This is a genomic window from Streptomyces sp. NPDC048504 (assembly GCF_043200035.1).
In the GTDB taxonomy this organism is placed as follows: Bacteria; Actinomycetota; Actinomycetes; order Streptomycetales; family Streptomycetaceae; genus Streptomyces.
The window spans coordinates 59,310-82,165 of sequence record NZ_JBICXA010000004.1 but is presented as its reverse complement, the minus strand read 5'-3'; the positions used below and the strand labels follow the sequence as shown (position 1 = coordinate 82,165).

General features: G+C 71.2%; 23 protein-coding genes. 17 read left to right on the top strand and 6 right to left on the bottom strand.

Annotated elements, in window-relative coordinates:
• The first annotated feature begins 78 nt into the window (after nucleotides 1-78).
• Nucleotides 79-1,488: a family 1 glycosylhydrolase gene (locus ACGFY9_RS11255; protein WP_393753466.1), complete on the top strand. Its 1,410-nt coding sequence runs from the start codon at nucleotides 79-81 to the stop codon at nucleotides 1,486-1,488.
• Here the strand turns inward: ACGFY9_RS11255 and ACGFY9_RS11250 are convergent.
• Together ACGFY9_RS11250 and ACGFY9_RS11245 are read right to left on the bottom strand one after the other, a co-directional pair.
• Entirely contained in the window at nucleotides 1,467-1,970 is a 504-nt protein-coding gene (locus ACGFY9_RS11250; RefSeq protein WP_393753465.1) for a MaoC family dehydratase, read from the bottom strand. The two genes, ACGFY9_RS11255 and ACGFY9_RS11250, sit on opposite strands and share 22 nt — an antisense overlap.
• A gap of 34 nt (nucleotides 1,971-2,004) precedes the next feature.
• A complete protein-coding gene (locus tag ACGFY9_RS11245) occupies nucleotides 2,005-2,826 on the bottom strand; it encodes an enoyl-CoA hydratase/isomerase family protein (RefSeq protein ID WP_393753464.1) in 822 nt (273 codons plus the stop codon).
• A 107-nt stretch (nucleotides 2,827-2,933) separates the two neighbouring features.
• Here ACGFY9_RS11245 and ACGFY9_RS11240 point away from each other — a divergent pair, with 107 nt between their 5' ends.
• From ACGFY9_RS11240 to ACGFY9_RS11225, 4 genes are read left to right on the top strand one after another with little or no spacing between them, the layout of a single operon-like run.
• The gene (locus tag ACGFY9_RS11240) at nucleotides 2,934-4,055 is read left to right on the top strand and encodes an acyl-CoA dehydrogenase family protein (RefSeq protein ID WP_393753463.1); all 1,122 of its coding nucleotides are present in this window, start codon (nucleotides 2,934-2,936) and stop codon (nucleotides 4,053-4,055) included.
• An 18-nt stretch (nucleotides 4,056-4,073) separates the two neighbouring features.
• Nucleotides 4,074-5,252 (top strand): acyl-CoA dehydrogenase family protein, encoded by a 1,179-nt coding sequence (locus ACGFY9_RS11235; RefSeq protein ID WP_393753462.1) that lies wholly within the window; start codon nucleotides 4,074-4,076, stop codon nucleotides 5,250-5,252.
• On the top strand, nucleotides 5,249-5,761 hold the full coding sequence (locus tag ACGFY9_RS11230) for a nuclear transport factor 2 family protein (protein ID WP_393753461.1): 513 nt from the start codon (nucleotides 5,249-5,251) through the stop codon (nucleotides 5,759-5,761). The genes ACGFY9_RS11235 and ACGFY9_RS11230 overlap by 4 nt, the downstream gene beginning before the upstream one ends.
• Entirely contained in the window at nucleotides 5,761-6,516 is a 756-nt protein-coding gene (locus ACGFY9_RS11225; RefSeq protein ID WP_393753460.1) for an SDR family NAD(P)-dependent oxidoreductase, read from the top strand. The genes ACGFY9_RS11230 and ACGFY9_RS11225 overlap by 1 nt, the downstream gene beginning before the upstream one ends.
• Nucleotides 6,517-6,521: 5 nt before the next feature.
• Here ACGFY9_RS11225 and ACGFY9_RS11220 read toward each other — a convergent pair whose 3' ends face one another.
• Nucleotides 6,522-7,718: a CaiB/BaiF CoA transferase family protein gene (locus ACGFY9_RS11220; RefSeq protein ID WP_393753459.1), complete on the bottom strand. Its 1,197-nt coding sequence runs from the start codon at nucleotides 7,716-7,718 to the stop codon at nucleotides 6,522-6,524.
• Nucleotides 7,719-7,864: 146 nt separating this feature from the next.
• Between ACGFY9_RS11220 and ACGFY9_RS11215 the strand changes: the two genes are divergently transcribed.
• From ACGFY9_RS11215 to ACGFY9_RS11190, 6 genes are read left to right on the top strand one after another with little or no spacing between them, the layout of a single operon-like run.
• The gene (locus tag ACGFY9_RS11215; RefSeq protein ID WP_393753458.1) at nucleotides 7,865-8,374 is read left to right on the top strand and encodes a PaaI family thioesterase; all 510 of its coding nucleotides are present in this window, start codon (nucleotides 7,865-7,867) and stop codon (nucleotides 8,372-8,374) included.
• Between the two features lie 4 nt (nucleotides 8,375-8,378).
• Entirely contained in the window at nucleotides 8,379-9,224 is an 846-nt protein-coding gene (locus ACGFY9_RS11210) for an enoyl-CoA hydratase-related protein (protein WP_393753457.1), read from the top strand.
• A 15-nt stretch (nucleotides 9,225-9,239) separates the two neighbouring features.
• Nucleotides 9,240-9,689 (top strand): MaoC family dehydratase N-terminal domain-containing protein, encoded by a 450-nt coding sequence (locus ACGFY9_RS11205; protein ID WP_393753456.1) that lies wholly within the window; start codon nucleotides 9,240-9,242, stop codon nucleotides 9,687-9,689.
• Nucleotides 9,689-10,111: a MaoC/PaaZ C-terminal domain-containing protein gene (locus ACGFY9_RS11200; RefSeq protein WP_393753455.1), complete on the top strand. Its 423-nt coding sequence runs from the start codon at nucleotides 9,689-9,691 to the stop codon at nucleotides 10,109-10,111. Before ACGFY9_RS11205 ends, ACGFY9_RS11200 begins: the two co-directional genes overlap by 1 nt.
• 4 nt (nucleotides 10,112-10,115) lie before the next feature.
• A complete protein-coding gene (locus ACGFY9_RS11195; RefSeq protein WP_393753454.1) occupies nucleotides 10,116-11,567 on the top strand; it encodes a class I adenylate-forming enzyme family protein in 1,452 nt (483 codons plus the stop codon).
• The gene (locus tag ACGFY9_RS11190; RefSeq protein WP_393753453.1) at nucleotides 11,560-12,681 is read left to right on the top strand and encodes a serine hydrolase domain-containing protein; all 1,122 of its coding nucleotides are present in this window, start codon (nucleotides 11,560-11,562) and stop codon (nucleotides 12,679-12,681) included. The genes ACGFY9_RS11195 and ACGFY9_RS11190 overlap by 8 nt, the downstream gene beginning before the upstream one ends.
• 36 nt (nucleotides 12,682-12,717) lie before the next feature.
• On the opposite strand, the gene ACGFY9_RS11185 is transcribed toward ACGFY9_RS11190, so the two are convergent.
• Together ACGFY9_RS11185 and ACGFY9_RS11180 are read right to left on the bottom strand one after the other, a co-directional pair.
• On the bottom strand, nucleotides 12,718-13,899 hold the full coding sequence (locus ACGFY9_RS11185; RefSeq protein ID WP_393753452.1) for an amidohydrolase family protein: 1,182 nt from the start codon (nucleotides 13,897-13,899) through the stop codon (nucleotides 12,718-12,720).
• Between the two features lie 137 nt (nucleotides 13,900-14,036).
• Nucleotides 14,037-14,837: a FadR/GntR family transcriptional regulator gene (locus ACGFY9_RS11180; protein ID WP_393753451.1), complete on the bottom strand. Its 801-nt coding sequence runs from the start codon at nucleotides 14,835-14,837 to the stop codon at nucleotides 14,037-14,039.
• 170 nt (nucleotides 14,838-15,007) lie between these two features.
• Here ACGFY9_RS11180 and ACGFY9_RS11175 point away from each other — a divergent pair, with 170 nt between their 5' ends.
• Nucleotides 15,008-15,835 (top strand): enoyl-CoA hydratase-related protein, encoded by an 828-nt coding sequence (locus ACGFY9_RS11175; protein WP_393753450.1) that lies wholly within the window; start codon nucleotides 15,008-15,010, stop codon nucleotides 15,833-15,835.
• Nucleotides 15,832-16,407, top strand: coding sequence for a DUF2889 domain-containing protein (locus ACGFY9_RS11170; RefSeq protein ID WP_393753449.1), 576 nt, complete (start codon nucleotides 15,832-15,834; stop codon nucleotides 16,405-16,407). The genes ACGFY9_RS11175 and ACGFY9_RS11170 overlap by 4 nt, the downstream gene beginning before the upstream one ends.
• A gap of 429 nt (nucleotides 16,408-16,836) precedes the next feature.
• On the opposite strand, the gene ACGFY9_RS11165 is transcribed toward ACGFY9_RS11170, so the two are convergent.
• A complete protein-coding gene (locus tag ACGFY9_RS11165; protein ID WP_393753448.1) occupies nucleotides 16,837-18,063 on the bottom strand; it encodes an acyl-CoA dehydrogenase family protein in 1,227 nt (408 codons plus the stop codon).
• Between the two features lie 123 nt (nucleotides 18,064-18,186).
• Between ACGFY9_RS11165 and fabG the strand changes: the two genes are divergently transcribed.
• From fabG to ACGFY9_RS11145, 4 genes are read left to right on the top strand one after another with little or no spacing between them, the layout of a single operon-like run.
• On the top strand, nucleotides 18,187-18,933 hold the full coding sequence (fabG, locus tag ACGFY9_RS11160; RefSeq protein ID WP_393753447.1) for a 3-oxoacyl-ACP reductase FabG: 747 nt from the start codon (nucleotides 18,187-18,189) through the stop codon (nucleotides 18,931-18,933).
• A gap of 22 nt (nucleotides 18,934-18,955) precedes the next feature.
• Complete coding sequence (locus tag ACGFY9_RS11155) at nucleotides 18,956-20,206, top strand: acetyl-CoA C-acetyltransferase (protein ID WP_393753446.1); 1,251 nt, start codon at nucleotides 18,956-18,958, stop codon at nucleotides 20,204-20,206.
• Nucleotides 20,206-21,645, top strand: coding sequence for an OB-fold domain-containing protein (locus ACGFY9_RS11150; RefSeq protein WP_393753445.1), 1,440 nt, complete (start codon nucleotides 20,206-20,208; stop codon nucleotides 21,643-21,645). Before ACGFY9_RS11155 ends, ACGFY9_RS11150 begins: the two co-directional genes overlap by 1 nt.
• Complete coding sequence (locus tag ACGFY9_RS11145) at nucleotides 21,642-22,850, top strand: acetyl-CoA acetyltransferase (protein ID WP_393753444.1); 1,209 nt, start codon at nucleotides 21,642-21,644, stop codon at nucleotides 22,848-22,850. The genes ACGFY9_RS11150 and ACGFY9_RS11145 overlap by 4 nt, the downstream gene beginning before the upstream one ends.
• The last annotated feature ends 6 nt before the right edge of the window (nucleotides 22,851-22,856 follow it).

Below are 22,856 nucleotides of genomic sequence, written 5' to 3'. Positions count from 1 at the left end.
TCGTATCCCTGAAGTGTTAGCGTCCGGACGGCGGGCATTCAGTTGAATGCGTTAGCTATTCCGCCCGGGACGGTGACCATGAGCGATGGTTTCCTGCATGAGTCCTTCCACGGTGTCGACTGGGGAGTCGCCACCGCGGACCCCATCGCGGCTCCGCCGCCGCCCCCGCCGGAACGCGCGGGGCACTTCAGGCAGTGGACCGACGACATCCGGCAACTGGTCGGCGTCACGCCCGACACGCACCGGATGGTCGCCGGATGGCCGCTGCTCCAGCCCGACGGCCCCGGCAGCTGGGACCACGCGGCCCTGGACCGCTGCGACCGCGAGCTCGACTCCCTGCTCGCACTCGGCCTGCGCCCCTGCCTCACCCTGTTCGACCGGTCGCTGCCGCCCTGGCTGGAGGAGCGTGGGGGCTGGCTGGAGCGCGACACAGCCGAGTACTTCGCCGCCTACGCCGCCGAGTTGGGCCGCCGCTTCGGCGACCGCGTGACCCGCTGGATCACCTCCACCGACCTGGCCGGACCCACCCTCGCCGACCACGTGGCCGGGATGTACACCCCGGGACGGGGCATCGGCCGCGCCGGCCTGCCCGCGGTCCACCACATCCTGCTGGCCAACGGACTCGCGACCCGGGCTCTCCGGGCCGCCGGAGCGAGCGGCCGGATCGGGACCACGGTCACCCTCGTCGGCGGCTACGCGGCCACCGAGGACCCCTTCGACCGGCTCGCCCTGGACCGCCTGCTGAGCTGGACCAACCGCCTCTTTCTCGATCCCTTGCTGCTCGGCGAGCACATGGTGACCGAGGACGACGTCTCACCGATCGAGGACACCGACTGCGTGCGCCTCGGGGACCTGGACGTCATCGCCACCCCGCAGGACCTGCTCGGCCTGTCCTGGCACACCCCGTTCCGCGTCACCGCACCGGAGAACCTCGCCCGCGCCCTGCCGGCCGACAAGTGCCAGAGCAGGCTCAACGAGGTCAACCGCCTGCTGGTGGGCCTGGGCTTCGCCGTCGTCCCCTTCGACGACGTGGAGACGACGGCGTACGGCTGGCCCATCCTCCCCGAGGGCCTGGCCGACGCCGTCGCGGACCTCCACGATCTCTACGGCGACCTGCTGCCGCCGCTGTCCGTCGTCGACAACGGCATGGGCGACCTGGACCTCGTCGACGGGACCGGCCACAGCGACGACGCCCGGCGCAGCGCCTTGCTGCGCGCCAGGCTGTCCTGGCTGGGCCGGGTGATCCAGCGTGGCGTGGACGTCTGCGGCTACGAGTACTGGTCGGTGCTCGACAACCTGGAGGCGAAGTTCCGCTACACCCGGCTCTACGCGATGGCCGTCCCCGACCACGAGCCCCCGCCGCGCCCGCCGATGCCGTCGGACTGGATGCGGACGGGAGCTTTCGCGGGCCCCGAGGCTCCCGGTCCGGCGGCCGGGCTGACTCTGGTTCCGCCCGGCCCCCGGGATCAGCGCGTCGGAGCCCCGTAGTCCCGGCCCCGGATCAGCCGCACCGGTGTGTAGACGAGCACGTCCTCGTCCCGCTGGTTGCGTACGGTGATGCGGCTCGTCACCACGCCCCGGCCGGGCTTGCTCGACGGCCGGCAGCCGGTGGTCTCCACGGCGGCGTACAGCGTGTCGCCTACGTACACCGGGCCTTGCACGGTCAGCTCCATGTGCAGAAAGGCGAGGCCCGTGCCGTGCAGCACGTTCGTCTGCAGCACGAGCCCTTCCGCGATGCAGTACGTCAGCGCCCCCGGCACCAGCCGCCCGGTGTAGCCGCCGTCGGCCGCGTGCGAGGCGTCCCAGAAGAGCGGCTCGTTGAAGCCGCCCCAGGTCACGAAGTTGACCAGGTCGGTCTCGGTGACCGTGCGGCGGGCGGTACGGAAGACCTGTCCGACCGGCATCTCCTCGTAGGTCAACCCCCTTACCAGCGGGGGGATTTCGGTGGCGGTGGTGGGCTCTGCCGTCATCGCGTACTCCTCGTGCTGCTCGTGCGTCCGTGGGTCAGAGATCGATCGGGTGCTTGCCGCCCACGCCCTCGAAGTCCGGGGCGCGCTTCTCGCGGTGCGCGGCGAGTCCCTCGACGACCTCGTGCCCGCCGAAGCCGAAGAACTCCAGCCCCAGCGAGGCCTCGAAGAGCGGCTGGGCCGTGCGGTACCAGTGGTTGAGGGACCGCTTGGTCCAGCTGAGGGCACTGGCGGGCCCGGCGGCCAGCAGGGTCGCGACGCGCAGGCCCTCGGCGTGCACGTCCTCGTCGTCCACGCACTTCGACACCAGGCCGATCCGCTCGGCCTCCTCGCCGGTCAGCGCCTCGCAGGTCAGCAGGTAGTACTTGGCCTTGGCCATCCCGCACAGCAGCGGCCAGCAGATTGCCGCGTGGTCGCCGGCCGCCACCCCGAGCCGGGTGTGCCCGTCGACGATCTTCGCCCTGCGGCCAGCGATGGAGATGTCCGCCAGCATGCCGACGACCAGCCCCGCGCCGACCGCCGGGCCGTGGATCGCCGAGACCACCGGCTTCGAGCAGTTGATCACCCCGTAGACCATGTCCCGCGCCTCCCGCATCACTCGGGCCCGCACGGCGTAGTCCTCGGTCATGGCCTCGATGGAGTCGAAGGTCCCGCCGGCCGAGAACGCCTTGCCGGCCCCCTGGATCAGCACCGCGCGGGTCTCCTCGTCCCGGTCGATGACGGGCCAGACGTCGGCCAGTTCACCGTGCATGCGCGGATCGACGGCGTTGAGGTTCGGCGCGTCGAGCACGATGCGCAGCACACCGGGCGCGGACCGCTCGAAGGTCAGGCTCGTGAACGGGGCGTAGAGATCGGTCACGTCGCGCTCCTGGTGTATTCAGTGCGGATACTATAATTATCTAACTGTATCGAGAGGCGGGCGGCAAGCGTCCGGCACACGGGCGCACCGAGGACGGGAAGCTCGGCATGGATCTCACCTTCAGCGAGGAACAGGACGAACTGCGCACGGTCGTACGGTCGTTCCTCACCCGGCACGCCACCGAGGCCGACGTGCGCAGCCTGGCCGCCGACCCGCACGGACACGACCCGTGGATCTGGCGGCGGATGGCCACGGAGATCGGGCTCCAGGGACTCGCCGTACCGGAGGAGTACGGCGGCTCCGGCTTCGGCTACGTCGATCTCGGCGTCGTCTTCGAGGAGACGGGCCGCGCCCTGCTGTGCGCCCCCTACTTCGCCACCGTCGCCCTGGCCGCCGAGGCGCTGCTGCGCTGCGACGACGAGGTCGCCCGCGCCGAACTCCTCCCGGGCATCGCCGCCGGCGAGACGGTGGCTACGCTCGCCCTAACGGAGGAAAGCGGGCGCTGGGACGAGCCGGGCATCCGGCTCACCGCCCGCGAGGAAGCGGGCAGTTGGCGCCTCACGGGCGTGAAGACCTACGTCCCCGACGGACACCTCGCCGACCTGCTCCTGGTCGCCGCCCGCACCCCCGCCGGCGTCAGCCTTTTCGCGGTCACGACCGCCGACGCCCCGGGCCTCACCCGCACGCCCCTCCCCACTCTCGACCAGACCCGCAAGCAGACCCGCGTCACCTTTACGGACACCCCCGCCCGTCTGCTGGGCACCGACGGCACGGCCTGGCCCGTGATCGAACGCACCCTCGCCACGGCCGCCGTCCTGCTGGCCGCCGAACAAGTCGGGGGAGCGGCGGCGGCCCTGGACGCGTCGGTCGGGTACGCCAAGATCCGTGAGCAGTACGGCCGTCCCATCGGCTCGTTCCAGGGCATCAAGCACAAGTGCGCCGACATGCTCGTCGAGATCGAGTCCGCCCGCTCGGCCGCGTACGCCGGACTGTGGGCCCTGGACGCCGGTGACGAGACGGAGATCGCCGTCGCGGCGGCCCTCGCCCAGGCCTTCTGCTCGGAGGCGTTCACCAAGGTGGCGGGCGACACCGTCCAGGTCCATGGCGGTATCGGCTTCACCTGGGAACACCCCGCGCACCTCTACCTGAAGCGGGCCAAGAGCTCCGAGGTGCTGCTCGGCACGCCCGCCTACCACCGGGAGCTGCTCGCCGCCCGGCTCGGCATCTGACACCCAGGAGAGGCAGACATGGAAGTGGATTTCGGGCCCGCCGTACGCGACTTCCGCGACGAACTGCGGGACTGGTTCGCGGACCACCTCGTGGGGGAGTTCGCCGAGCACCGGGGCGTGGGCGGCCCCACCGACGGCGCGGCCTGGGACGTTCGCCTGGCCTGGGACCGCGAGCTGTCGGCCGGGAACTGGCTGGGAGTGGGCTGGCCGAAGGAGTACGGCGGACGCGGCCTCGGACTCCTGGAGGAGATCGTCTTCGAGTACGACTACGCCCGCGCCAACGCCCCCTACCGCGCCACCGTCAACGCCCTCGACCTGCTCGGCCCGATGCTCCTCGCGATGGGCGCCGAGGCCCAGAAGAAGCGCTTCCTGCCACCGATCCTCGCCGTCGAGGAACTGTGGGGACAGGGCTTCAGCGAGCCCGGCGCGGGCTCCGACCTCGCCTCCGTCCGCACGCGCGCCGAACGCGACGGCGACCAGTGGGTGGTCAACGGGCAGAAGGTGTGGACCTCGTTCGGCATCCACGCCGACTGGCTCTACGTCCTCACCCGCACCGACCCCGACTCCCGGCGCCACAAAGGCCTGACCCTGCTGCTCCTCCCGACCGACCAGCCCGGCGTGGAGATCCGGCCCATCCGCAACCTCGCCGGCCAGGACGAGTTCGCCGAGGTCTTCCTCTCCGACGCGCGCACCGGCGCGGACATGGCCGTAGGGGAGGTCGGTCAAGGCTGGCGCACGGCGATGGCCACGCTCGGCATCGAACGCGGCACGACTCTGCTGCCCCAGCAACTCGGCTTCGAGCGGGAGGCGGAGGCGCTGATCGATCTGGCCCGCGAGCGCGGCGCACTCGACGACCCCATGCTGCGCCGCAGGATCCTGGACGCCTGGATCTCCGTACGCATCATGCGCACCACCAACCTGCGCACTCTCGCCGAACTGACCGCGGGCCGCACACCCGGCGCGCAGGCCACAACGGCGAAGCTCTACGCCTCGACCCGCCACCAGCAACTCGGCCACCTCGCCATGGAGTTGGCCGGACCCGCAGGACAGATCGTCGGCGAGGACTACGAACTCGACACCCGGCAACGCTCGTTCCTGCTCTCCCTCGCGGAGACGATCTACGGCGGTTCAAGTGAGATTCAGCGCAACATCATCGGGGAGCTGCTCCTCGGTCTGCCGAGGGAGCCGCGGCCATGACCTCGACCGAGGACCGCCTCGACCGCGTCGAGTCCCACCAGGCCATCCAGCAACTGCCCATCCGGTACGCCCTGGCCGTGGACTCCCGGGACCTCGACGCCTGGGTCGGCTGCTTCCGCCCCGACGTGGACATGGGACGCCACGGCCGGGGACGCCAGGTCCTGCGCCAGCACATCGAGCCCCTCGTGCGCGGATTCCACCGGTCGGTGCACCAGATCTGCGGCCACCGCATCGAGTTCACGGGCCGCGACACCGCGACCGGCGCGGTCTACTGCCGCGCCGAGCACGAGGTGGGGGACCGGTGGATCGTGATGGCGATCTGCTACTTCGACGACTACGCGCGCGTGGACGGCGACTGGTACTTCTCCCGGCGCCGCGAACAGCACTGGTACGCGGCCGACGTGACCGACCGCCCTCAGGCGGTGGGCTTCAACGGCTGGGAGGGCGCGGGGGAACCGGCGCTGCCCGACGCCTTCCCCACATGGACGACCTTCTGGAAGGAGACGTGATGGCACGGCTGGCAGGCAGGACGGCGTTGGTCACCGGCGGAGGCCAGGGCGTGGGCCGAGGCATCGCGCTCGCGCTGGCGGCCGAGGGCGCGGCCGTGGTCGTCACCGGCCGTACCGAGTCCAAGCTGAAGGACACCGCCGGGGAGATCGCCGAGCGCGGCGGCAGGGCGTACGCCGTCGTCGGAGACGTGGGGGAGCGGGACGACGTCGACCGGATGGTGGCCGAGACGGTACGGGAGTTCGGCGGCCTCGACGTGCTCGTCAACAACGCCCAGTCCTCGGTGCAGCGACGGCTGGAGACGACGTCGTACGACGATGTCGAACTCACCTACCGCAGCGGGCCGTTGGCCGTCTTCCACGCGATGCAGGCGGCCCTGCCCCACCTGAAGGAGAGCCGCGGCAGTGTCGTGAATCTCGGTTCCTCGGCGGCGGTGCAGGGCGAGGCGACCTTCGCGGCGTACGCCATGGCCAAGGAGGCGATCCGCGGTCTGAGCAGGGTCGCCGCGCGGGAGTGGGGGCCGTACGGGATCCGCGTGAACGTCGTCTGCCCGGCCGCGCTCAGCCCGGCGGCGGAGGACTATCTGGCCGCGCATCCGCAGAAGGCGGAGGAACTCGCCCGCGAGATCCCACTGGGCCGGCTCGGCGCCCCGGAGGCGGACATCGGCCGGGCGGTGGCCGCGCTGGTGAGCGACGACATGGCCTACCTGACGGGCGCGACGCTGATGCTGGAGGGTGGCCGGACCCTGATCGGGTGAAGGCGTTACACGACACCTCGCGCGCGCAGTCCCGCGAGCTGATCCTCCGTCACCCCGGCGAGCCTGCACAGGACTTCGGCCGTGTGCTCGCCCAGCGCGGGCGGCGGGGCATAGCCCTCGACCGGGGTCGCCGTGAGCCGTATCGGATTCGCGAGCAGCGGCAGTCGGCCCGACACGGGGTCCTCGACCTCGACCAGCATCCCCCGGTGCTGGATCTGGGGGTCGGCGAAGACCTCGGGCATCTCGTTGAACGGGCCCGCCGGCACGTCGTGTTCGTCCAGCAGGGCGAGCCAGTCGTCCCGGGTCCGGGTCCGCATGATGTCTTCGAGTACCGGCAGGATCTCCTCCCGATGGGTGATCCGGGCGGAGGTCGTGGCGAACCGGGGATCCTGGAGCAGGTCGGTGCGGTCGGCCGCCGCGCAGAACGCGGCGAACTGCTTGTCGTTGCCCGCGACGAGGAAGAGCGGCTTGTCCGCGCAGTGGAACGCCTGGGAGGGGATTCCGCCGTAGCCGCCGTTGCCGCGCCGGCGCGGAACCTCCCCGGAGACCAGGTAGTTCATCGCGAAGTGCGACAGCGAGGCCAGCCCGCAGTCCAGCAGGGAGAGGTCGACGAACTGGCCCTCGCCGGTGGCGTCCCGGTGTCGCAGCGCCGCCAGGACCGCCGTCGAGGCGTACAGGCCGGTGAGGATGTCGACCATGCTGACGCCGACCTTCATCGGCTCGTCGGGGTGGCCGGAGACGCTCATCATCCCTGACATGGCCTGGAAGATGCCGTCGTAGCCGGGGCGCCCGGCATAGGGACCGGTCTGGCCGAAGCCGGTGACCGACAGGTAGACCAGGCGGGGGTTGAGCGCCAGCAGGCTCTCGTGGTCGAGGCCGTACTTCGCCAGCGTCCCCGCGCGGAAGTTCTCGACCAGGACGTCCGAGCGGGCGGCGAGCGAGCGGATCAACTCCTGTCCCTCGGTGGTGGCGTGATTGACCGTCACGGATCGCTTGTTGCGGTTGCAGGAGAGGTAGAAGGCCGCGGTGTCCGTGCCGGGGGCGAACGGCGGACCGTACGTCCGTGAGTCGTCGCCGGTTCCGGGCCGCTCGACCTTGATGACCTCCGCGCCGAGGTCGGCCAGCATCTGGGTGGCCAGCGGGGCCGCGAGGACGCGGGACAGGTCGAGGACGCGGATCCCGGCCAGGGCGGTCGACGGCATCGAGGTCTCCCTCTGTTCACGGACATCGAATGAGTTATATAAATAATACATCTGGCGCCTTGGCTGCGCCCCGTGTGATTGCTTCAACTATCCAATTCATGTAACTATATGGATCGGCTGACCGGCCGAGACCGGAGGGCGTGCGGATGACCGTCGCGGCGAGACCTCTCACCGACCAGGAACAGCGCGAACGCCGCGAGTGGTTCCGGGCCCGCTGGGAGCGCGGCGTCGCGTTCAACCGCCTCTGCCGGCTGCGCATGGTCCGCTGGGACCCCGACGGCGTCGAGGTCGTCCTTCCCTATGCCGAGCAACTGACCGCCCACGAAGGCGTGTTCCACGGCGGAGTGCTCTCCGCGCTCATCGACACCGCGGGCGCGGGAGCCGTGATCGCCGGGCACGACTTCCAGACGGGGAGTCGGCTCAGCACCGTCTCGATGTCGGTGCAGTACCTCGCGCCCGCGCGGGGCCGGGAGGCCGTCGCCTACGCGCGCTGCGTCCGCCGGGGCCGCAGGCTGCACTTCGCCGACGTCGACGTGATGACCGACGGGGTCGTCTGCGCCCGGGGGCAGGTCGTGGTGACCATCTCCGGGGAGCGCCCGGGCGTCGGCGAACCCATCCACCCCATCGACGCCATCGAACCGCTTACCGAGGAGTGACGCGATGCCCGACGAACCCGACCGCGACCTGGTGTTGTACGAGGTCGACGAGGACGGTGTCGCCACCGTCACCCTCAACCGGCCCGAGCGCAAGAACGCGTGGAGCCTCCCCATGGAGCGCCGCTTCTTCGCCCTCCTGGACGAGGCCGCCGTCGACCCCGCCGTCCGCGTCGTGATCGTCACCGGCGCCGGCCGGGCGTTCTGCCCCGGCATGGACGTCCAGCGGCTGGAGCAGAACGCGCAGCCGGGCCAGTCCCTCAACCTCCAGGCCCGCGTGCCCATGTACAGCAGGCGGACCATGCCCAAGCCGCTCATCGCGGCCGTCAACGGCGCCTGCGCGGGCATCGGACTCGTCCAGGCCCTGATCTGCGACGTTCGCTTCGCCGCCCGCGGGGCGCGCTTCACCACCGCCTTCACCCGCCGTGGCCTCGCCGGTGAGTACAACCTCCCCTACGTGCTGCCCCGCGTCGTCGGCCTGGAGAACGCCCTCGACCTCCTCCTGTCGGGCCGCGTCTTCGACGCCGACGAGGCGAAGCAACTCGGCCTCGTCAGCCGGGTCGTGGAGCCGGAGGACCTGCTCGACGCGGCCCGCGCCTACGCCCGCGACATCGCCCGCAACTGCTCACCGCGCGCCATGGCCGTCGTACGCCATCAGGTCTACGGCGACCTCGACCGGCCCTTCACCGATGCCCTGGCCCGCTCCTACTCCGCCATGGAGTTCTTCGCGGGCTCGCCGGACTTCCGGGAAGGGGTGGCCAGCTTCGTGGAGAAGCGGGAGCCCAAGTTCGAGGGACTGCCCCCGGACTTCGACCCGGACGAGGCCACCCGCGACGCGTTCCTGCCGTACTGACCGAGGAGAAGGAAGATGACAGGGCAGCCGTTCCCCGTCGAGGCCGGGCACATCCTGATGTTCGCCCGGGCCATCGGCGACGAGAACCCGGACTATGTCGGCGAGAGCGCGTTCGCGCCGCCCACCTTCGCCATGGCGAGCGCCCACCACGACCCGGACTACCGGCTGCGGCCCAAGCCGGGCGAGGAGTGGTTCGGGTCCGGCGCCGGGCCCGGTGTGATGCCCGAGGGCGGCGGCGGCCTGCACGCCGAGCAGCACTTCGAGTACCACCGGCCGGTGCGCGCGGGGGAGACCCTGTACGCCACCACCGTCGCCGGACGCAACTGGGAGAAGCAGGGCCGCACCGGCCGCCTGCTGTTCAGCGAGCGCATCACCGAGTACCGCGACGCCGACGGCGAACCGGTCGTCAGCGCCCGCACCGTGGCCGTCGTGCCCGAGGGCCCCGCCTCCCGGAAGGACGCCTGATGACCCTGAGCGCCGACGACGTCAAGGTCGGTGAGACGCGCGAGAGCGTGCTGGTCGACGACCTCAAGCGCACCCGGATTGTCCAATACGCGGGCGCGTCCGGCGACTTCAACCCGCTGCACACCGACGAGCGGTTCGCCACCGAGGTCGCGGGATACCCCGGCGTCTTCGCCCACGGCATGCTCACGATGGGCATGACGGGACGGGTCCTGACCGACTGGGTCGGCGTCGAGGCACTGCTGACCTTCGGGGTGCGCTTCAAGGCCCAGGTGTGGCCCGGCGACACCCTGACCGCCACGGCGACCGTCGAGTCGGTCGAGGACACGCCGGACGGCCCGGTCGCCCACTTCTCGCTCCGTACCGTCACCCAGGACGGCGCCGAGGTGGTCACCGGCACCGCATCGGCCCTCCTGGAGCCCTGAACCGGTGGGCGCCGAGCAGGAGTTGACCTGGACGGCGACGGTCGTCGCGGCCTACGACCACTCCCGTCCCGCCGTCCGGTTCGGGGACCTCACCTGGTCCGGACGCGAACTCCTCGACCGGGCGGCAGGCGCCGCCGACTGGCTGGACTCCCTCGGCCTCGCCCCCGGCGCCCCGGTACCAGCCCTGGCCGCCACCTCCGCCGACGCCCTCGCGCTGGTCGTCGGCGGCGCCGGATCCGGTCACCCGCTCGCGCCGCTCGGCGTCCGTATGACGCCGTACGAGATCGCGGCCGTGGTCGAGGCGTCCGGCGCCCAACTCCTCGTCGCGCAACCCGAGTTCGCAGAACTCGGCGAGCAGGTCGCCAAGCTGTCCGGTCGCCGCGCCGTGATCGTCCCCGAACTCCGCCCGAGCACAAGGCCGTTGACCGCCGAGCCGGACGACCTCGCCGCCGTCCTGCACACCTCCGGCACGACAGGCCTCCCCAAACCCGTCCGCATGACCCAACGCCGGCTGGCCGCCCGCGCCCGCGTCAACGGCCGCCTCTGCGCGCTCGATCCGGACAGTTTCTACGGGGGCAGCGCCCCCTTCCACCACATCGCCGGCCTCGGAAACATCGCCGTCGCTCTGGCCGCGGGTGCGCTGATCACCGGCCTGCCCCGCTTCACCGTCGAGGGCTGGGCCCTGCTGCGCGAACTCGGCGCCACCCACACCAGCATGGTCCCGGCGATGCTGGAGACCCTGCTGGCGGCCGGCCAGGCGCGCCACGAGACGCTGCGGGTCCTGCAGTACGGCGGCGCGCCGGTCCGCCCCGGCACCCTGCGGCGGACGTACGAGGCGATGCCCGGCGTCCGCATGCTCAACATGTTCGGGCAGACCGAGGGCTCGCCCATCAGCGTGCTCACCCCGGAGGACCACCGGGAGGCGGTCGCCGGGCGCACTGATCTGCTGCGGTCCGTGGGACGGCCCGCCCCCGGTGTCGAGCTGCGGGTGCGGGACACCGGGCCGGACGGCATCGGTGAGATCCACGCCCGTGCCGACCATTTCTTCCGGATCGATGCCGAAGGCTGGCTGCACAGCGGCGACTTGGGCCGCGTGGCCGAGGACGGCTACCTCTATCTGTACGGCCGGGGCAGCGACATGATCATCCGGGGCGGTGAGAACGTCCACCCGCTGGAGGTCGAGACTGTCCTGGCAGCCCACCCCGGCGTCGCCGATGTGGCGGTCACCGGCGCCCCCGACGAACGGCTCGGCCAGACCGTCATCGCCTTCGTCGTAGCGGCCGACCCCGATGCTCCACCGGAACCGGCGTCGCTCAGGACGCACGCCCGCGCCCGGCTGTCCGGATTCAAGGTCCCCGTCCGCTGGTGGTTCGTGGACCATCTGCCGCGCAACGCCAACGGCAAGGTCGTACGGCAGCGACTGCGCGAGCCCGGCCAAGGAGAAGCCCATGACTGACCACTCCGTCGTCGACCCGGAGACCGTGGGGGTGGACCCGCACCGGCTGGACGTCCTGTTGCGCCGGATCCGGCTGGAGGTCGAGCACGGGCCACTGCCGTCCGCGCAGGTCGCCGTCGCTCGCGGCGGTCGCCTGGTGGCGTTCGAGACCTGGGGGGACGCCGGCCCGGACACCAGATACGTCCTGCAGTCCGTCGGGCGGTCGATCGTCGCCGGCGTCGTGTGGAAGCTGCTCGGCGAGGGACTCCTGCACCTGGACGAGCAAGTCGCCGCGATCATCCCGGAGTTCGCGCCGAACGGGAAGGAGGCGGTGACCGTCGAGCAGGTGCTCACGCACACCGCCGGCTTCCCCTTCGCGCCCCTCGGTTACCCGAAGATGCTGGACCGCGAGCAACGGCTCGCCGCCTTCGGGCGCTGGCGGCTCGACACCCCGCCCGGCACCCGCTTCCAGTTCCATCTCACCGCCGCCGCCTGGCTGATCGCCGAGATCGTCGAACGGCGCACGGGGCTGCCCTTCGCCGACTACCTCCACGAGCGGATCGCCCGGCCGCTGGGGCTCACCTCGATTGAACTCGGCGTCCCGGTCGAGCGGCAACCCGGAACCGTCGCTCCGATGACCGCCACCGACCGCACGGACGACACCCAGGAACCCGACCCCTGGGGACCGTGGTATCTCGCCGACCCCCGCGTCCTGGCGGCCGGTGAGCCCAGCCACGCCCTGGTCGCCACCGCCGCCGACGTCGCCCTGTACTTCCAGGCGCTGGAGCACTCGGGCCTGTGGAAGCCGGAGGCGGTGGCGGAGGGCACCCGAATCCGGCTGACCCAACTCCCGTACGGGGAGCAGATCTACGGGGGCGGCGGCAGCCGACGTACCAGCATGGGCCTGTTCGTGACAGTGGCGGGCCCCGACGCAGGCAGCCAACTGCCCTCCACCGGCTCGCCTTCGCTCTTCGGCAGCGCGGGCGCCGCCTACCAACTCGGCTTCATGGACCCGGAGTCCGGCCTGTCCTTCGCCTGCCTGAGCAACGGCTACCCCCTGGCCGGATACGACCACTCCCGGCGGGGCACGGCACTGCTCACGAACTTCGCGAATCTGGCGGCGGACCTGGTCTGATGACCGGTCCGCCGCCAGGCGGGGGCATTTCGGGGTTCAGCGGCTGATCAGCTGCTGGGCGTTGTTGTACATGATGTCGTCCTGGACGGACTCGTCCAGCTCCGCGAGGAGCTTGCGGTAGTCGGCGGGGTTGGCGATGCCCTCCGCGTGTGGGAAGTCCGAGCCCATCACGATCGACTCGTGGTAGCCGAGCCGCTTGATCAGGCTCGGGATGTCGTCCTCCGGGTAGGGCACCACACGGATGTGCTTGCGGAACACCTGACTGGGGCGCTCCGTCAACTGGCCGCCGATCCAGGGGCCGTTGCGGCCCATGCCGCGGCTCTTGTCCATGTGCCGGACGAAGTGGGGCACCCACTCGGCGCCGAACTCGGAGACCAGGACGTTGATGTCGGGGAAGCGCTCGAAGAGGTTGTCGAAGATGAGTGCGGAGAGCGTCTCCTCGATGGGGCGCTGGCCGTAGGTGTTCATCCACTGCCAGGCCGACATCCGGAAGTGGATCGGGCTCGCGTCGTGGCCCCAGGCCGGGGCGACGTTCGAGTTGTAGTAGAACTCGCTGATGTGGTAACAGACGCTGGCCTTGGCCTCGTTGACCAGTTTCCAGAACGGGTCGAAGTACGGATCGCCAGGTGAGCGGCCGTACTGCGGCCCGGTCGGCAGCATGATGAACCGGGCGCCCCGCTCCAGGACGTACTCCAGTTCCTTGACCGCGCTGTCCAGGTCGCGCAGCGACAGCAGCGCGGGGGAGTAGATGCGGTCCTGGTGGTTGAAGCCCCACACCTCGTTCATATAGCGGTTGAACGAGTGGTAGTTGGCGTAGAGCGGCTCGACGCCCTGCACGTACTCCTCGGCGACCAGTGCCCAGCCGCCCGGGTAGATGATCGTCTGGTCCAGGCCCTGCTCGTCCATGACGCGCAGCCGGGCCTCGCGGTTCTGGTACGACTCGTGCATCGGCTCGAACTGGTACGTTTCGTCGGGGTTGCCCGAGGCCATCGCCTTGAGCATCTCCTTGAGCGAGCCGGGCCGGTAGACCTGCCCGAACTCCGGCTCCAGGCAGACCACGATCCGGTCGCCGGCGAGGATGACCTCGCGGCCGTCCGGGAGCGTCACCGGGGCCACCGCCTGGCCGAGGAACTCCTTCGGGAGGTAGCGGGTGAAGGAGTCCCGTTCCTCGTACATGTGCTGGTCGCAGTCGAAGATTCGCTTGCGCTGTTCGGCCATGGCCGTCGCCTCCGGACCCCAGATCTATTCAGTACGCCTCCTATAATTATCTAACTGTTTCGGAGGCGCAAGGGGTGAGGGTGGGAACGGCTGGGTGATCCTCGATCCGCGTGGTCGGTCGATGAGGGTCAGCCCGGTCAGTCGATGAGTTCGAGCACCGTCTTGGGGCCGGCTCCGTTCACCACGTCGTCGGCGCCGCTGATGTGGCGCTGCCACAGCTTCTCGGCCTCGTCCGCCTTGCCGGACTCGATCAGCCCGACGAGGCGCACATGGGCCCGGTGCCCCTTGAGGGCCTGTGCTTTCTGAGTCGCCGCGTCGGTGGCGGCCGCGGTGTACGAGGCGTTGGCCCGGTCGATGATGTTGCGCAGCATGCCGCACAGGAGGATCAGCGTCTGGTTGCCGGTCAGCTCGACCAGCAGGGCGTGGAAGGTGTCCTGGGCCTCGACCAGGCCCAGCGGGTCGTCGAGGACGGTCTTCTCGGCCGCCACCGCGTCACGCAGTCGCTTGATGTCGTCCGCCGTGTGTTTGGCGGCCAGTTGGCGCACACAGGGCGGCTCGATGACGGCCGCGGCACGGTAGACGTCGCCCAGGGTGGCACCGCGGTATTCGAGGATCAGGCCGGCGAAGCGGGCCGCGACATCGGAGTCCGGCGCGCTCACCCGGGCGCCGCCGTGCGCACCGCGCCGCACCGTGATCAGCGACTCCGACTCCAGGACGCGGAACGCCTCGCGCAGCGTCGGCCGGGAGATGCCGAACTGCTCCATCAGCCCCGACTCCGGCGGCAGGGCGTCGCCGGGCTTCAGCTCGCCCCGTACGATCTGGCGGCGCAGCTCCGCGGCGACCAGCTCGGCGGTCTTCGGGACACGCACCTGACGTCCGACGCGGCCACGCGCGGGGACGGGCACGGTTGGCGTTTCTGCGCGGGCTGCCTCGGCCACGGCGGGCTCCTCGTCATATAGCAAAATGAATCGTCTTAGTGCATCGAGGGTACCAGGTCAAGGGTTGGGTGATCTTCTCTCGGCGGGGTCTGATCTGGTGCCCCGGCCATGGTTGGGTATATAGATGATTCATCTAGCTATAAGGCCAACGGGCTCTGGGAGTGACCTCGATGAACGAGCATGCGGCCCCGGTGATCCTCAGTGAGCTGACCGGCGACGGAGTCATGCTGCTCACCCTGAACCGGCCCGAGCGGCACAACGCCTGGACCCTGGAGATGGAGCTGCTCTACAACGAGCTGTTCGACGGCGCCGAGGCGGACCCGGCGGTACGGGCCGTCGTCCTCACCGGCGCGGGACGCAGCTTCTGCCCGGGCATGGACATGAGCGTGCTGGACGGGGCGTCCTCGGGCGCGCGCCCGTGGCCGACCGACCGGCTGCCGCCGCGCACCCGGCCCATGTCGTTCCCCAAACCCCTGGTGGCCGCTGTCAACGGCGCCTGCGCCGGCATCGGCTTCAACCAGGCGCTCATGTGCGATGTGAGGTTCGCCGTGCCGGGCGCCAAGTTCGCCGCCGCGTTCAGCGCGCGCGGCCTGGTGGCAGAGGACGGTGTCTCGTGGCTCCTGCCCCGGCTCGTCGGCTACGGGAACGCGAGCGACCTGCTGCTGTCCTCACGCCGGATCACGGGAACGGAGGCGCACGCGATGGGCCTGGTCAACCGTCTCGTCGAGCCGGACGAACTGCTCCCGGCGGCCCTCGCGTACGCGACGGAACTGGCCCGCTCGGCCAGCCCGTACGCGATGTCCCTCATCAAACGGCAGCTCGCCGACGACCAGTCGAGAAGCTTCACCGAGAGCCGCGACACCGCCGCCGCGCTGCTGGCCACGGCGAAACGTGCACCCGACTACCGCGAGGGCGTGCGCAGCTTCATCGAACGCCGGCAACCGGAGTTCGCCGGGCTGGGAGCGGGCGCGCCCGAGCCGGCGGAGGCCTCGTCGTGAGCCGCGCCGAACTCCCGCTGCACCGCCGGACCATCACCGTCACCGCCCACCAGGAGCACGGCGGCGAGGAGATCTCGGTCGAGGCGGAGCTGCGGGACGAGCGGCCGTGGGCCGAGCCGGATGCCGCCGACATCCACCGGATGGTGCTGGCAGTGCGGATCCGCCTCGCGGACATGACCATCGTGGCCGCCGGAGCGGACATGCTGACCTTTCCGCATGCCGAGTGCCCCTTCATCACCCCCGTCTTCGACAGCCTGATCGGCCTCGGCGTCACCGCCGGATACAACCGGGCGATCCAGGAGCGGTTCCGCGGTGTCCTGGGCTGCTCCCACCTCCACGAACTGGCCCGGGTGCTCGGCCCCGCCGTGGTGCAGGCGGCCATGTCGGCCAACGCGCGCCGCCGTGACGCCGGCGAGCCCGCGAACGGCCCGCGCGCCACGGCCGGGGTCCTGAACAGCTGCCGCATCTGGGCCCCGGACGGCGTGGGCCTGCGCAAGCTCGACGCGGGGTGGCGCCCGGGGATCGGGCCGCGTCCGGTCCCCGGACTCGGGACGTTCGAGACGCGGGAGTGAGTCCGCGGGGCTGAGGGGCGGCCGCGCGAAGGCTGGGCCGGGGTGGTCGCGGCCGACCGCGTGGATGCGGAATCGGCCCGGCCGAGCCTATTTGGAGCCCTCCGGCGCGGCGGCAGCCGCCGACTGACCGCGGCCTGGGGTGCGCCGAACCGGCTCGACCAGCCGCCGCCGGACTCGCCGCAACCGGCAGTCGCTGAACCGGCCATGACCGGCCATCGGCGGACTCGCCGTAACCGGGAGTTGCTGATGCGGCCATGACCGGCCATCGGCGGACTCGCCGCAACCGGCAGTCGCTGAACCGGCCATGACCGGCCATCGGCGGACTCGCCACAACCAGCCGTCCCTGAACCGGCCTTGACCGGCCGCCGCCGAACCTGCCGCAACCGGCCGTCCCTGAACCGGCCGCGACCAGCCGTCGCCGGTCCCGCCTCAACCAACCGTCGCCCTCGGCTCGCGCGGCAGCCCCAGTACCTTCTCCGCGAGGATGTTCCGCTGCACCTGCGAGGTGCCCGCGTAGATCGTGCCGGAGCGGGCGATCAGGTAGGTCGTCGACCAGGACGCCGAGGAGTTCGCGGCGCCGGGGTCGTCGGTGCGGTAGGTGCGCAACGGCGGTCGGCCGACCGGCACTTGGGCGTGCAGGCCCATGATGTCCATCGCCAGATCGGTGACCTTCGTGTGGTACTCGCTCCAGTACAGCTTGGCGATGGACGACTCGGGGCCCGGCTCCGCGCCCTTGAGCCAACCGGTGAGGATCCGGTAGCCGAGATAGCGCATGATCTCGACCTTGGACCAGCACCAGGCGATCCGCTGCCGAATGACCGGATCCTGGTCCCTGCCGTACAGGCGGGCCAGTTCCACCAGGCGTTCCACCTCGGCCCGGAACAGGATCGGGTTGGTCGCCGCCTCCTCGCCGCGCTCCACGCCCAACAGGCTCTGGGCGACGGTCCAGCCGTTGTCGACGCCGCCCACGACGAGGTCGGCGCGGGTGCGGGCGCCGTTGAAGAAGACCTCGTTGAAGTGGAGTTGGCCGCTCATCATGCGGAACGGCCGTACCTCGACGCCGGGTTGGTCCAGCGGGACGAGAAGGAAGGAGATGCCGCGGTGCTTGGGGGCGGTGCGGTCCGTGCGGGCGAGCACGAAGATCCAGTCGCTGTGGTGGGCGCCGGACGTCCACACCTTCTGGCCGTCGATCACCCACTCGTCGCCTTCGCGGACGGCGCGCGTCGTCAGCGACGCCAGGTCCGAACCCGCGTCGGGCTCCGAGTACCCCTGGCACCAGGTGTCCTCGCCGCTGAGGATCCGCGGCAGGAAGTGGCCGCGCTGCTCGTTCGTGCCCCAGCGCAGCAGCGTGTTCGCCAGCATCTTCACGCCGAAGGTGTCCTGCGGCAGCCCGAACGGCACACCGGCCAGGGCCAGTTCCTCCATCAGGACCACCTGGTGGAGCTTGGACAGGCCACGGCCGCCGTACCGCTCGGGCCAGGTGAGGGAGAGGTAGCGGTGCTCGGCGAGCAGGCGCCGCCAGTCCCGGGCGAAGGCCCAGGCGGCCTCCTGGTCGAGGGCGCCGATGCCCTGCCAGTCCGGCGGCAACGTCTCGGCGAGGAACGCTCTGACCTCGGCGCGGAACGTCTCGGTCTCCGCGGGATAGCTGATGTCCACCCGTGTGCTCCCCTCGCCCGGCCACGGTCACCCAGCCGATCGCTGTATTGATTGTTTCAGCATAATAGGTTATCTATTTAGAAGGAATAGTGGGGGACGGCGTCGAGCCAAGGGCGGGCTGACATGGGACTGCTGGACGGCCGGAACGCTGTCATCACCGGCGGCGCACAGGGCATCGGCTTCGAGATCGCCGGTGTGCTCGGCGCCGCGGGCGCGTCCGTCGTCCTCGGCGACATCAACGAGGACGCAGCGGCGGAAGCCGCCGAGCGCCTGGCCAAGAACGGTGTGGCCGCCACCTCGCTGCGCTGCGACGTCACCGACGAGGACGAGGTCGCCGCCCTGGTCGCCCACTGCGCCGACACCTTCGGCCCCGTAGGCGTCATGGTCAACAACGCCGGGATCACCCGGGACGCGACCCTGCGCAAGATGGCGCTGTCCGACTTCCGCGCGGTCGTCGACGTCCATCTGACCGGCGCCTGGAACGGCAGTCGGCACGCCGCCGAGGCGATGCGCGCGCACGGACGCGGTGGCAGCATCGTCAACATCTCCTCCATCGCCGGCAAGGTCGGCAACTTCGGCCAGACGAACTACAGCGCCGCCAAGGCCGGACTCGTCGGCCTCACCAAGGCCTCCGCCAAGGAGCTTGCCAGGGCGGGCATTCGCGTCAACGCCGTACAGCCCGGCCTGATCCGCACCGCCATGACCGAGGCGATGCCGCGGGCCGCCTGGGACGCGAAGCTCGCCGAGATCCCCCTGGGCCGCGCGGGCGAACCCGCCGAGGTCGCCCAGGTCGTCCTCTTCCTCGCCTCCGACATGGCGAGCTACGTCACCGGAGCCGTGGTCGAGGTGACCGGCGGCCGGTACATGTGACCCCTCATGAAAGGCATGGCCGATGCCCGCCCTCCTGCGTGACGCGGTGATCTGCGAACCTGTGCGTACCCCCGTCGGTGGCTACGGAGGCGTCTTCCGCGACGTGCCGGCGACCGAGCTGGCCGCCGCCGTCGTACGCGCCGTACTGGACCGCACCGGTATCCCGCCCGCCGCCGTCGACGACGTGCTGCTGGGCCAGTGCTACCCCAACGGCGAGGCCCCGGCCATCGGCCGCGTGGCGGCCCTGGACGCCGGTCTGCCGGTGGAGGTGCCGGGACTGCAGATCGACCGCCGCTGCGGCTCCGGACTGCAGGCGATCATCACGGCGGCGATGCAGGTGCAGACCGGCGCGAGCGACCTCGTGCTGGCCGGCGGCGTCGAGTCGATGAGCCAGGCCGAGTTCTACACCACCGGCGTCCGCTTCGGCGTGCGCGGCGCGGGCACCACCCTGCACGACCGGCTGGTCCGCGGCCGGGTCACCTCCGGAGGCGTCAACCACCCTGTGCCCGGTGGGATGTTGGAGACCGCCGAGAACCTGCGGCGCGAGTACACGATCCCCCGCGAGGAGCAGGACCGACTCGCCCTGCGCTCCCACGAGAAGGCGGTCGCCGCCCAGCGCGAGGGCCGCTTCACCGACGAGATCGTGCCGGTCACCGTACGGACGAGGAAGGGCGAGACGGTCGTCGACACCGACGAACACCCGCGCCCCGACTCGACGTTGGAGAAACTCGCGAGCCTGCGCCCCGTACTCGGCCGACAGGACCCGCAGGCGACCGTCACCGCGGGCAACGCCAGCGGACAGAACGACGGCGCCGCCCTGTGCGTCGTCACCCACCCCGAGCGCGCCGCCGAACTCGGCTTGCGCCCCCTGGCCCGCCTGGTCTCCTGGGCCGTGGTGGGCGTGCCGCCGGAGACGATGGGCATCGGCCCGGTACCCGCCACGGCCAAGGCACTTGAACGCGCGGGACTGAAACTCGCCGACATCGACCTGATCGAACTCAACGAGGCCTTCGCCGCCCAGGTGCTCGCCTGCACCCGCGAATGGGCCCTGACCAAGGCCGACTTCGAGCGGTTCAACGTCAACGGCTCCGGCATCTCGCTGGGCCACCCCGTCGGCGCCACCGGCGGCCGCATCCTCGCCACCCTGCTGCGCGAACTCGACCGCCGCCAGGCCCGGTTCGGCCTGGAGACCATGTGCCTCGGCGGCGGCCAGGGCCTGGCAGCGGTCTTCGAACGGCCCACGCACACAACCGACGCCAATGGAGGACGCTGATGGCCGGACTGATCGCATACGGCGCCTACGTGCCGTACCACCGCCTCGCCCGCGCCGACGTCGCCGCCACCCTCGGGACGACCCCGTCCCGGGGCACGCGCGCGGTCGCGGGCTACGACGAGGACACCACCTCGATGGCCGTCGAGGCGGCACGGTCCACCCTGGCCAGGGACGGACTGCGCACCCGCATCGGCCAGTTGTTCCTCGCCACCGCCGCGCCCGCCTACCTCGACAAGACGAACGCGACCGCCGTCCACGCCGCGCTCGGCCTGGACCCGCACGTCCTCGCCGTCGACATGGCGGGCTCCGTCCGCTCCGGTCTCGGCGCGCTCGTCACCGCGGCCCGCTCCCCGGCGCCGACCCTGACGGTCCTGTCCGACCTGCGCACCGGTCTGCCCGGCGGCGGCGACGAGGTCGCGGGCGGCGACGGTGCGGCGGCGTTCGCCTTCGGCGGCCACCGCAACGGAGCCCCGGTGATCGCGGAGCTGCTCGCCCACGACACGGTCAGCGACGAGATCCTCGACCGCTGGCGGCTGCCCGGCGCGCCCGCCTCGCGCGTCTGGGAGGAGCGCTTCGCGGAGGAGATCTACGTCTCCCTCGCGGACAAGGCGCTCAGCGCCGCCCTCGACCAGGCGGGCCTGGACCGGGGCGCCATCGACCACCTCATCGTCTCCGGCCTGCACGCACGCGCGTGCGCGACGGTGCGTCGTACCTCAGGCGTACGGCCCGAGGCGGCGACCGCCGACCTCACCGCGGAGATCGGCAACGCCGGCACCGCCCAGCCCGGGCTGCTCCTCGCCGACGTCCTAGACCGGGCCGAACCCGGCCGGATCATCGCGCTCGTCGTGCTCGGCGACGGCGCCGGAGTCCTGCTCCTGCGCACCACCGACGCCCTCCCCGCACACCGCGCCGCCCGCCCGGTCGCCGCGCAGATCGCCGCGGGCGGCGCCCCCATGCCGTACGCCACCTACCTCTCCTGGCGCGGCCTCCTCGACCGCGAACCACCCCGGCGCCCGGACCCCGAGCCGCCCTACGCGCCGCCCGCGCACCGCCGCAACAGCTGGAAGTACGGCTTCGTCGCCTCCCGTTGCGAGAAGTGCGGGACCCGGCATCTGCCGCCGGACCGGGTGTGCGTGTCCTGCCGGAGCGTCGACGCCATGACCGACGAGCCGATGGCACAGGTGCGGGGCACGGTCGCCACGTTCACCGTGGACCGGCTGGCCCACACACCGAGCCCGCCGATGCTCGTCGTGGTCGTCGACTACGACGGCGGTGGCCGCTTCCGCTGCCAGCTCACCGACGCCACCGAGGCCGACGCCGTCATCGGCGCCCGGGTCGAGATGACCTTCCGGCGCACGGTCACAGCCGCCGGCGTCCACAACTACTTCTGGAAGGCCCGGCCGGTACGCACCGGCGAGACCGAGGGGACAGGCGCATGAGCTCGCACGGAATCCGGGACCGGGTCGCGATCGTCGGCATGGGGTGCACGCCCTTCGGTGAACACTGGACCCGCTCGGCGGACGACCTGCTGGTCGACGCCGTGGGCGAGGCGGTCACCTCGGCCGGCATCACGCTCGACGACATCGACGCGTTCTGGCTCGGCACCCAGGCCTCCGGAGTCTCCGGGCTGACCCTCAGCCGCCCGCTGCACCTACCGTACAAGCCGGTCACCCGCCTGGAGAACATGTGCGCGACCGGTTCTGAGGCGCTGCGCAACGCCTGTTACGCGGTTGCCTCGGGCGCGTACGACGTGGCGATGGCGGTCGGCGTGGAGAAGCTCAAGGACTCCGGCATGTCCGGGCTCTCGGGCACTTCGATGCCCGGCGCGGGCGACGACAGCCGCGGCGAGATCACCGCCCCGGCGAACTTCTCCCTCCTCGCCCCCGCCTACGCGGCCAAGTACGGCCTGGCGGAAGAGGAGTTGAAGGACGTCATCACCCGCATCGCCTGGAAGAACCATGTGAACGGCGCCCGCAACCCCCGCGCCCAGTTCCGCAAGGAGGTGCCGCTGGAGCGCATCCGGTCGGCGCCGATCGTCGCGGGCATGCTCGGCGTGTTCGACTGCTCGGGGGTCTCCGACGGATCGGCGGCGGCGATCGTCGTACGCGCCGAGGACGCCTACAAGTACACGGACAAGCCGATCTTCGTGAAGGCCCTGTCCTTCGTCGCAGGACCGGCGGACGGACTCCTCGACCCCGACTACGACTTCACCACCTTCCCCGAGGCCGTCGTCTCCGCCCAGGAGGCCTACCGGCAGGCGGGCATCACCGACCCGCGCGCCGAACTCGCCCTCGCCGAGGTCCACGACTGCTTCACACCAACGGAGTTGGTGCTCATGGAGGACCTGGGCTTCTCCGAGCGCGGGCAGGCCTGGAAGGACGTCACCAGCGGCGCGTTCGACCTGGACGGGACCCTGCCGGTCAACCCGGACGGAGGCCTGAAGGCCTTCGGCCACCCCATCGGCGCCTCCGGGCTGCGCATGATGTTCGAGGCCTGGCTCCAACTGCGCGGCGAGGCACCGCCCGAGCGGACGGTCGGCTCCGTGGCCGAGGGCCGCACCCTCGCCCTGACCCACAACCTCGGCGGCGGCCCCGGCGAATGCGTCTCCTTCGTCTCCGTCGTCGGCAGCGAACTCACCGACTGAGAAAGG